This window comes from Mumia sp., from assembly GCF_028803055.1.
Taxonomy (GTDB): Bacteria; Actinomycetota; Actinomycetes; order Propionibacteriales; family Nocardioidaceae; genus Mumia.
This window is the reverse complement of record NZ_JARBCJ010000159.1, coordinates 1-7908: the sequence shown is the minus strand read 5'-3', so window position 1 is coordinate 7908 and position 7908 is coordinate 1. Positions and strand designations below refer to the sequence as shown.

General features: G+C 73.5%; 10 protein-coding genes. All 10 read left to right on the top strand.

The features are described 5' to 3' along the window. The coding region (locus tag PV363_RS13925) for an SIS domain-containing protein (protein WP_301022613.1) at nucleotides 1-345 on the top strand (345 nt) is incomplete at its 5' end. Then, on the top strand, nucleotides 342-692 hold the full coding sequence (locus PV363_RS13920; RefSeq protein WP_220342019.1) for a holo-ACP synthase: 351 nt from the start codon (nucleotides 342-344) through the stop codon (nucleotides 690-692). The genes PV363_RS13925 and PV363_RS13920, both read left to right, overlap by 4 nt. Before the next feature lies 1 nt (nucleotide 693). Beyond that, complete coding sequence (locus PV363_RS13915; protein WP_220342018.1) at nucleotides 694-2166, top strand: bifunctional ADP-dependent NAD(P)H-hydrate dehydratase/NAD(P)H-hydrate epimerase; 1473 nt, start codon at nucleotides 694-696, stop codon at nucleotides 2164-2166. Then, nucleotides 2163-3299 (top strand): alanine racemase, encoded by a 1137-nt coding sequence (alr, locus tag PV363_RS13910; protein ID WP_301022612.1) that lies wholly within the window; start codon nucleotides 2163-2165, stop codon nucleotides 3297-3299. The genes PV363_RS13915 and alr overlap by 4 nt, the downstream gene beginning before the upstream one ends. 55 nt (nucleotides 3300-3354) lie before the next feature. After that, nucleotides 3355-4395, top strand: a complete 1041-nt coding sequence (locus tag PV363_RS13905) for an alpha/beta hydrolase (protein WP_301022611.1) — start codon at nucleotides 3355-3357, stop codon at nucleotides 4393-4395. Continuing rightward, the gene (tsaE, locus tag PV363_RS17970; protein WP_220342016.1) at nucleotides 4392-5444 is read left to right on the top strand and encodes a tRNA (adenosine(37)-N6)-threonylcarbamoyltransferase complex ATPase subunit type 1 TsaE; all 1053 of its coding nucleotides are present in this window, start codon (nucleotides 4392-4394) and stop codon (nucleotides 5442-5444) included. The genes PV363_RS13905 and tsaE overlap by 4 nt, the downstream gene beginning before the upstream one ends. 32 nt (nucleotides 5445-5476) lie before the next feature. Next, nucleotides 5477-6133 carry a tRNA (adenosine(37)-N6)-threonylcarbamoyltransferase complex dimerization subunit type 1 TsaB gene (gene tsaB, locus PV363_RS13890; RefSeq protein WP_220342015.1) on the top strand — a complete coding sequence of 219 codons (657 nt, stop codon included), beginning with the start codon at nucleotides 5477-5479 and terminating at the stop codon, nucleotides 6131-6133. Between the two features lie 11 nt (nucleotides 6134-6144). Next, complete coding sequence (gene rimI / locus PV363_RS13885; protein WP_220364953.1) at nucleotides 6145-6579, top strand: ribosomal protein S18-alanine N-acetyltransferase; 435 nt, start codon at nucleotides 6145-6147, stop codon at nucleotides 6577-6579. Then, complete coding sequence (locus tag PV363_RS13880) at nucleotides 6579-6962, top strand: Rid family hydrolase (protein ID WP_220342013.1); 384 nt, start codon at nucleotides 6579-6581, stop codon at nucleotides 6960-6962. Before rimI ends, PV363_RS13880 begins: the two co-directional genes overlap by 1 nt. A 41-nt stretch (nucleotides 6963-7003) precedes the next feature. Beyond that, on the top strand, nucleotides 7004-7852 hold the full coding sequence (locus PV363_RS13875) for an alpha/beta hydrolase (RefSeq protein ID WP_220345309.1): 849 nt from the start codon (nucleotides 7004-7006) through the stop codon (nucleotides 7850-7852). The last annotated feature ends 56 nt before the right edge of the window (nucleotides 7853-7908 follow it).

The following is a 7908-nucleotide window of genomic DNA, read 5'->3' as shown; positions in this document are numbered from 1 at the left end:
GCGGCAGGCGAGCTCAAGCACGGCCCGATCGCCGTGATCGAGCCAGGGCTGCCGGTCTTCGTCGTGGTGCCGCCCAAGGGCCGCGACCAGCTCCACGACAAGGTCATCAGCAACATCCAGGAGATCCGGGCGCGCGGTGCGCGGACGGTGGTGCTGGTCGAGGACGGCGACACGTCGGTCGACCCGTACGCCGACGTCCTCATCCGGCTCCCGAAGGCGCCGACGCTGCTGCAGCCGGTGCTGGCCGTCGTCCCGCTGCAGATCTTCGCCGCCGAGCTCGCCACGCTGCTCGGCCACGACGTCGACCAGCCGCGCAACCTGGCGAAGTCCGTCACGGTCGAGTGATCGTCGGGATCGGCGTCGACGTGGTCGACGTCGAGCGCTTCGCCGCCGCGCTGGAGCAGACTCCGGCGCTGCGTGAGCGGCTCTTCGCGCCCGGCGAGCGGACCGGTGCGCCGGTGGTGCTCGCGGGGCGCTTCGCCGCCAAGGAGGCGCTGGCCAAGGCGCTGGGCTCGCCGGGCGGGCTCTCCTGGCACGACGCCGAGGTCGGGCGTTCCGCGTCCGGACGACCGACGCTGACGGTGACCGGCGCTGCCGGCGCTCGCGCCGCGGAGCTCGGTGTGGTTCGGTGGCACCTGTCGATCGCCCACGACGGGCCGGTCGCCACCGCGTTCGTCGTGGGAGAGGGTTGACATGCTGCACGCACACACCGTCGCCGACGTCCGCGCCGCCGAGGCCGCCCTCATGGCGCGAGTCCCACCGGGCTCGCTCATGCGCTGGGCGGCGGCCGGCCTCGCGGCGTACGTCCGGGAGGTCGCTCCCGGACCGAGACCCGTCGTCTTCCTGGTCGGCACCGGAGACAACGGCGGAGACGCGTTGTACGCCGCCGCCGAGCTGGCGGGTGAGCGCATCGTCGCGGTCGCGTTCGCCGACCCGGCCCGGGTGCACGTCGACGGGGCACGTGCCGCGCAGGCTGCGGGGTGTCGCCTGGTCGACTCGCCGACGGGCTTCACGGTGGTCGTCGACGGTGTCGTCGGGATCGGCGGCTCGCCGGGGCTCCGGCCGCCCGTCGACGGCTGGCGGGCGATCCTGGAGGCCGAGCGGCCGTTCGTCATCGCGGTCGACGTGCCGAGCGGTGTCGACGTGGACGGCGCCACCGTGCCGGAGTCGTTCCTCGCCGCCGACGCGACGTGCACCTTCGGGACCTACAAGAACGCGCTGCTGGTGGACCCCGCGGCGCGCTGGGCCGTGCACGGAGCGCTGCCCCGGCTGGTCGACATCGGCCTCGGCCCCTACCTCCCGGCGCCGTCCGTCGAGGCGCTGGAGGCCTCCGACAACCGGCTGCTGATGGCCGTCCTCGCCCCGACCCTGGACCAGCGGCGGACCTCGCCGACGCAGAAGTACGCGCGCGGCGTCGTCGGTGTCGCTGCCGGGTCGTCGGCGTACGCCGGCGCCGCGCAGCTGTGCGTCCGCGGCGCGCTGGCCGGTGTCGCGGGGATGGTGCGGTTCGTCGGCGAGCCGGCGCTGGCCGCCCGGGTGGTCGACCGGTGCCCGGAGGTCGTCGCCCACACCGACGCGGCCGAGCGCGGCCGCGTCCAGGCGTGGGTCGTCGGCTCGGGCGGAGGTGACGACGCGTCCGAGCGGCTGCGGATGGCGCTCGAGGACGAGGTCCCGGTCGTGGTCGACGCGGACGCGCTCCAGCACCTCCCCGACCGCCTCGCCGTCCCGGCCCTCCTGACCCCGCACGCCGGTGAGCTCGCGCGGATGCTCGACGTCGAGCGGTCGGCGGTCGAGGCCGACCCGCTCGGCCATGCGACCCGCGCGGCGGAGCGCTGGGGCGCGACCGTGCTGCTCAAGGGCGCACGCACCCTCGTCGCCTACCCGGGCTCACCCACGCGGGTGAACCTCACCGGGACGCCGTGGCTGGCCACCGCCGGTGCCGGCGACGTCCTCGCCGGCCTTGCCGGGTCGTTCCTCGCCGCGGGGGCGCACCCCCGAGACGCGGGCTCGCTCGCGGCCTTCGTGCACGGTGTCGCGGCGGTCACTGCGTCGGCCGGCGGCCCGGTGACCGCCGGGCAGGTCGCCGACGCCGTTCCCGCGGTGATCACGGCGTGGCGCAACGGCCTCCTCGACGAGTCGCAGGTACGCGACTGGAGGGACCGGTGACCGCCCCGGCGGAGGCGGTCGTCGACCTCGACGCCTACCGGGGCAACCTCGCGGTCCTCCGTACGGCTGCGCCTGACGCCCTCCAGATGGCGGTGGTCAAGGCGGATGCGTACGGGCACGGCGCGGTCGAGATCGCGGGCGCGGCTCGCGAAGCCGGTGCGGAGTGGCTCGGCGTCGCCACGGTCGAGGAGGCGTTGGTCCTGCGGCGAGGCGGTGACACCGGACCCGTGCTGGCCTGGCTCTCGCCGGCGGGGGCGGACCTCGCTCCGGCGATCGACGCCCGGGTCGATGTCGCCGCCGGATCGGTGTCCCAGCTCGATGCCGTCCTCGAGGCGGGCGCCACGGAGCGACCCCGTGTGCACCTCAAGGTCGACACCGGCATGGCCAGGGGTGGCGTACGCGGCGAGGAGCTGACCGCGCTGTTCGAGGCGGCCCGCGACGCCCAACGCTCGGGACGGCTCGAGATCGTCGGGATCTTCTCGCACCTGGCCTGCGCCGACGAGCCGGCGAGCCCGGTCAACGGTGCCCAGGAGCATGCGTTCGCCGCCGCGGTCGCCGAGCTGGCGTCGCTCGGAGTGGAGCCGCAGCTGCGCCATCTCGCGAACTCCGCGGCGACGCTGACACGGCCGAGCACCCACCACGACCTGGTGCGCGTCGGCATCGCCTCGTACGGACTGAGCCCTGGCCCGGCGATCGGAGCGCCTGCCGACCTGGGTCTGACGCCCGTCATGACGCTGCGGACCGCGCTCTCCCTGGTCCGCCGCGTGCCTCCGGGCACCGGCGTGTCGTACGGGCACACCTTCGTCACCAAGCGCGAGACGACGCTCGGTCTCGTCCCGCTCGGCTACGGCGACGGCATCCTGCGGGCCGCGTCCAGCAAGGCGCCGGCCTGGGTCGGCGGCCACCGCGTGAGGATCGCGGGCCGGGTCTGCATGGACCAGATCGTGCTCGACCTCGGCGACCTCGAGGCGCAGCGCGGTGACGAGGTCGTCCTGTTCGGCCCCGGAGATCGGGGCGAGCCGCTCGCCGAGGACTGGGCGGTGGCGGCGGGCACGATCGGCTACGAGGTCGTCACTAGGCTTGGAGGCAGGATCGTCCGGCGCTACGCAGGCTCCCCGCGACCGGCACACTGACGTGCCGCGACGCCGCTCGGAGTCGGTCGTCGCTGCCACAGAGGAGGAGCAACGCATGGACTGGCGCAAGGTGGGGGCGTACGCGGCGGTGGCCGCAGGGACGGTCGCGGCGGCCGGTGCCACGGCTGCTGCCGCCCGCGTCGCGACCGACCGCCAGCGGGTGCGTCGTCGCTCCCGCCGAGGTGACGCGATGGAGTTCGGGACGCTGCACGTCCCGGCGGTGACCGTGCCCGCGACCGACGGCGTCCCTCTCCACGTCGAGGTAGAGGAGCCCGACGACCTGGAGGCGGGCGACCGGCCCACCATCGTCTTCTGCCACGGCTGGGTCCTCGACCTGGACTGCTGGCACTACCAGCGCGCCGCGCTGCGCGGGCAGGCGCGGATGGTGCTCTGGGACCAGCGTGAGCACGGCAGCTCAGGAGACGGGTCGCCGGAGAGCTGCACGCTCGACCAGCTCGGCGACGACCTCAAGTCCGTGATCGACGCCGTCGCGCCGGAGGGTCCCCTGATCCTCGTGGGTCACTCGATGGGCGCGATGACCGTGATGTCGTTCGCCGCCCAGTACGGCGACGTCGTCCGTGACCGCGTCGTCGGTGTCGTCCTCATGGGCACCAGCGCCGGCGACCTGGTCCGTCCCAAGGACCCGCTGGCCCTCCTGCACCCGTGGCTCCCGCGCCTCGGGCCGCTCGTGGCGGCGGCCCGCCGCCGCGACACGGACCCCCGCACCCGCGCCGTCGCCCGCGGACCCACGTCGTCTGCCAAGTACGCCGACATGACGGACGAGATGATCGCCCGGTCCCGGGACCGGGCACTGTGGGACTTCGCCGGCAACTTCGTCGACCTGGACCTGTATGACGCCCTCGACGTGCTGCCGGGGCGACGCACGCTCGTCATGGGCGGGACCAAGGACCGGCTGACGCCGTTCCGCCACTCGCGCCGGCTGGCGGAGATGATCGACGGGTCCGAGCTCATCGCGTACGAGGGTGCCGGCCACATGATGATGCTCGAGCGCCACGAGGAGGTCACCGCTGCCATCGAAGGGCTGTGGGGATCGGCCGAGCCGGCCGTACGGAGCGGGGAGGGCTGGCCCGCATGACCGGCTCCACGCTGCCCAACTTCCACGCCCTGAACGTCTTCGACGCCCCGCCGGAGCGTGCTGCCGACGTGCTCGCGGTGATCCGTCGTTCGTTCGGCGCCCGGCCCGTGCTCGACCCGCCGTCGACCGCGTTGACCGAGAGCGTGGAGTCGGTCCGTGAGGCCCTCGCCGAGGGTGGCGGACTGCTCGTCGAGCGCCGGGGCAAGCCGATCGGCGCCATGCTCTACGACACGTCGCGGCCGGGCCTGCTCGGCTTCCGTCGTGTCTCGGTCGACCCGGACCACCAGGACCGCGGCGTCGCCTCGGCGATGGTCGGCGTCGCCGAGGACACCGCCGAGGAGCGCGGTCTGGACGGCGTCTGGCTCGACGTGCGCGAGGAGCTCCCGGAGAACGTCACGTTCTGGACGCGCCGACGCTACTTCCCGGTCCGGCAGCACGGCACGACGATCGAGTTCGGCAAGACGCTGTGGCTCGCGCGCGAGCTCCCCACCGCCGAGGACGCGCACGCCTTCGGAGTCCGGCTCGCCTCGTTGCTGCAGGCGGGTGACGTCGTGGTGATGTCCGGCGGTCTCGGTGCGGGCAAGACCACGCTCACCCAGGGGATCGGGGAGGGCCTCGGCGTGCGCGGTCCGGTCACGTCACCGACCTTCGTCCTCGCCCGTACGCATCCGAACCTGGCCGGGGGCCCACCGCTCGTCCACGTCGACGCCTATCGGCTCGGCGGTGCGCTCGAGCTCGACGACCTCGACCTCGACACCGCCACGGAGGACTCGGTGACCGTCGTCGAGTGGGGCGCAGGGATGGCCGAGGACCTCAGCGACTCCTGGCTCGAGGTACGGCTGGAGCGGCGCGCGGCGACGGTCCTCGACCCGCTGGGCGCCGAGGCGCCCGAGCGTGCGGACGTCGACGACCACGACGTACGCCTCGTCACGGTCAAGCCGCACGGGGTGCGGTGGGCGAGGGTCCCGCTGCGGTCGACGCTGCTCGGTCCCGGCGCGGTCGCGCACTCGGCGCAGGCCCGCGGCCTCGAAGAGCCGAGACCACTGTGAGCGTCACCACGCCTGGCGTAACCTGTGCCCCGATGCTGATCCTCGCCCTCGACACCGCCGCACCGGCGACCTCGGTCGCCCTCCACGACGGGACCACTGTGCTCGCCTCCGACTCGCGCCCCGGCGCGATGAGTCACGGCGAGATGCTGGCGCCGGCGATCGCCGCCGTCCTCGCTCGGGCGGGCGTCGACCGCCGCGACGTGACCGATGTCGCCGTCGGCGTCGGGCCCGGGCCGTTCACCGGCCTGCGGGTCGGTGTGGTGACGGCGCGGACGTTGGCGGTGTCGCTGCACGCGCGGCTGCACGGTGTCTGTTCGCTCGACGTCATCGCCGCCGAGGCGGTCGCCGCAGGTGCGGTCGAGGACGCGTTCGTCGTCGCCACTGACGCCCGTCGCAAGGAGGTCTACTGGGCGGAGTACACGCCGCGCGGTGAGCGCGTCGGTGATGCCGACGTGATGCGGCCCGCCGACCTCGCGGCACGCCTGCCGTCGACGATGCCGGTGCTCGGACGAGGAGCGGACCTGTACGCCGAGGTCCTCGCTCGCGTCGACGGACCCGCCGACCCCGATGCCGGGGTGCTCGCCGGCATGGTGGCAGCGGGGACGGCGGTCGAGGTGGGCACCGAGCCGCTCTACCTGCGGCGTCCCGATGCCGCTCCGGCGGTCCAGCGCAAGCGCGCGTCGGCGTGATCCGCCCTGGGATGCCAGGCGACCTGGACGCGTTGACCTCGCTGGAGGACGCTGCGTTCGGTCGTGAGGCGTGGTCGAAGGAGCAGGTCGCCGACGAGCTCGACGGCGCGAGCCGGCACGTGGTCGTGGCCGAGGAAGCCGGCGCCGTGATCGGCTACGGCAGCCTGGTCGTCGCCGGGGACACCGCGGACGTGGTCCGGATCGCGGTGCTGCCCGGGCGGCGCAGGACGGGGGTAGGGCGCCGGCTTCTGGCGGCGCTGCTGGGGGAGTCCGAGCGACGAGGCGTGGAGCGGGTGCTGCTCGAGGTGGCATCCGACAACGTCGCGGCGACCGGGCTGTACGAGGCAGGGGGCTTCGTCGCGATCGCGACGAGGCCGAACTACTACCGCTCGGGCGCGGACGCCGTCGTCATGGAACGCCGCGTGGTGCCCCGAAGGGATGGCTGATGTACCGGCTGCCGTCGGGAACACCGTGGGAGGAACGGTACGGATACGTGCGCGCGGTCTCGTACGGACCGCACGTCGCGATCGCCGGCACCACGGCGACCGTCAACGGGACCGTGATCGGGGTCAACGACCCGTACGTGCAGACCATGGTGGCGTTCGGGATCGCGATGGACTCGCTGCGCAAGTGCGGGCTCGACGCCCAGCACGTGGTGCGGACCCGCATGTACGTCATCGACATCACCGATGCCGACGAGGTGGGCCGCGCCCACCGGGAGCTCTTCGGCTCCACGCCGCCGGTGTCGACGATGCTCGAGGTCAACCGGCTGATGCATCCCGACCATCTCGTCGAGGTGGAGATCGACGCCTACGCCGAGGGTCGCTGAGGGATCGCTGAGGCGCCCCTCCTCCGGTACGTTCGGGCGTCATGGATAGGCAGCAGCACGTGCTCTCGACCGCAGACGGTGGACGACTGGCCGTGACCCGTTGGCCGGCGGAGGGCCCCGCCGTCGTGCTCCTGCATGCCGGTGTGGCGGACAGTCGATCGTGGGCAGCGGTGGCGGACGCGCTCGTCGACGACGGTCTCGATGTCGTCGCTTACGACAGACGGGGCTACGGGGCGAGTCCCGCCGCCGATCCGACCTCGACCTTCACGCACGTGGCGGACCTGATCGAGGTCCTCGACGACCTGGCGCTCGAGCAGGTCTTCCTCGTCGGCAACTCCATGGGCGGGGCCGTCGCGCTCGACGCGGCCCTGCTGCACCCGGATCGCGTCACAGGGGTCTTGCTCGTCGGCGCCGGCGTGTCGGGCATGACCGACGAGGACACTCCGTTCGACTGGCAACCAGATCCAGCCTCAGGCCCCCTCATCGACCGCGCTGATGATCCGTCCCTGAGTGTCGACGCTCGGATCCGTGCGCTCACGCACCTGTGGCTCGACGGCCCGGGGACGGCCGAGGGGAGGGTCGGCGGCCCACCTCGGACGCTGTTCGAGGCCATGAATCGAACCATCCTCGACGTCGCCGCTCCCGAGTCGGCGGGAGACGCGGGGCTCGACGCCTGGACGCGGCTCAGCGAGCTGACCGTGCCGGTGCTGACCACGTGGGGTGAGCACGACCTGCCTTGCGACCTCCCGTTCTACGAGGAGACCGCTCGTCGCATCGGCCAGGGCCCGGGTCGTGTCCTGCCGGCGGTGGCGCACCTGCCCGGCCTCGAGGAGCCGGAGCTGGTGGCGCAGCTGATCCGGGACGAGGCGCCGCATCCGAGCCACCACTAACCTACGCGACCGTAGGTCGGTAGGGTTGCGGGATGCGCGACATCACGTACCCGCCC

Bases quoted from the DNA above. Each gene is read 5' to 3' on its own strand.
- PV363_RS13875 (WP_220345309.1), top strand. From the start codon at position 7,004: ATGGATAGGCAGCAGCACGTGCTCTCGACCGCAGACGGTGGACGACTG.
- tsaE (WP_220342016.1), top strand. From the start codon at position 4,392: ATGACCGGCTCCACGCTGCCCAACTTCCACGCCCTGAACGTCTTCGAC.
- tsaB (WP_220342015.1), top strand. From the start codon at position 5,477: ATGCTGATCCTCGCCCTCGACACCGCCGCACCGGCGACCTCGGTCGCC.
- PV363_RS13880 (WP_220342013.1), top strand. From the start codon at position 6,579: ATGTACCGGCTGCCGTCGGGAACACCGTGGGAGGAACGGTACGGATAC.
- rimI (WP_220364953.1), top strand. From the start codon at position 6,145: ATGCCAGGCGACCTGGACGCGTTGACCTCGCTGGAGGACGCTGCGTTC.
- PV363_RS13905 (WP_301022611.1), top strand. From the start codon at position 3,355: ATGGACTGGCGCAAGGTGGGGGCGTACGCGGCGGTGGCCGCAGGGACG.
- PV363_RS13915 (WP_220342018.1), top strand. From the start codon at position 694: ATGCTGCACGCACACACCGTCGCCGACGTCCGCGCCGCCGAGGCCGCC.